The following is a 664-nucleotide window of genomic DNA, read 5'->3' as shown; positions in this document are numbered from 1 at the left end:
CGATTGACTAAGGGTTCCTGGGTCAAGCTGATCTGCCCAGGGTAAGTCGGGACCTAAGGCGAGGCCGACAGGCGTAGTCGATGGATAACCGGTTGATATTCCGGTACCCGCTGTAAAGCGTCAAACACTGAACCGGGCGATGCTAAGTCCGTGAAGCCGCCCTGGAGCCTTCGGGCAAAGGGGAGTGGTGGAGCCGACGGACCAGACCTGTAGTAGGTGAGTGATGGGGTGACGCAGGAAGGTAGTCCATCCCGGGCGGTGGTTGTCCCGGGGTAAGGGTGTAGGACGTCAGGTAGGTAAATCCGCCTGGCAATAGTGGCTGAGACCTGATGCCGAGCCGATTGTGGTGAAGTGGATGATCCTATGCTGTCGAGAAAAGCCTCTAGCGAGTTTTATGGCGGCCCGTACCCTAAACCGACTCAGGTGGTCAGGTAGAGAATACCGAGGCGTTCGGGTGAACTATGGTTAAGGAACTCGGCAAAATGCCCCCGTAACTTCGGGAGAAGGGGGGCCATCACCGGTGATCACTCTTGCAGTGTGAGCTGGGGGTGGCCGCAGAGACCAGCGAGAAGCGACTGTTTACTAAAAACACAGGTCCGTGCGAAGCCGTAAGGCGATGTATACGGACTGACGCCTGCCCGGTGCTGGAACGTTAAGGGGACCG

Annotated in this window: 1 rRNA gene; it reads left to right on the top strand. The window is 57.8% G+C overall.

Annotation, left to right across the window (positions count from 1 at the left end):
• Positions 1-664 (top strand): 23S ribosomal RNA (locus ACTWQO_RS48485); the annotation flags it as partial.

The sequence above is a fragment of the Streptomyces sp. 4N124 genome (assembly GCF_052245395.1).
GTDB lineage: Bacteria > Actinomycetota > Actinomycetes > Streptomycetales > Streptomycetaceae > Streptomyces.
Note: the sequence above shows the minus strand (reverse complement) of the source record. Positions and strands in the feature narration are given on the sequence as shown.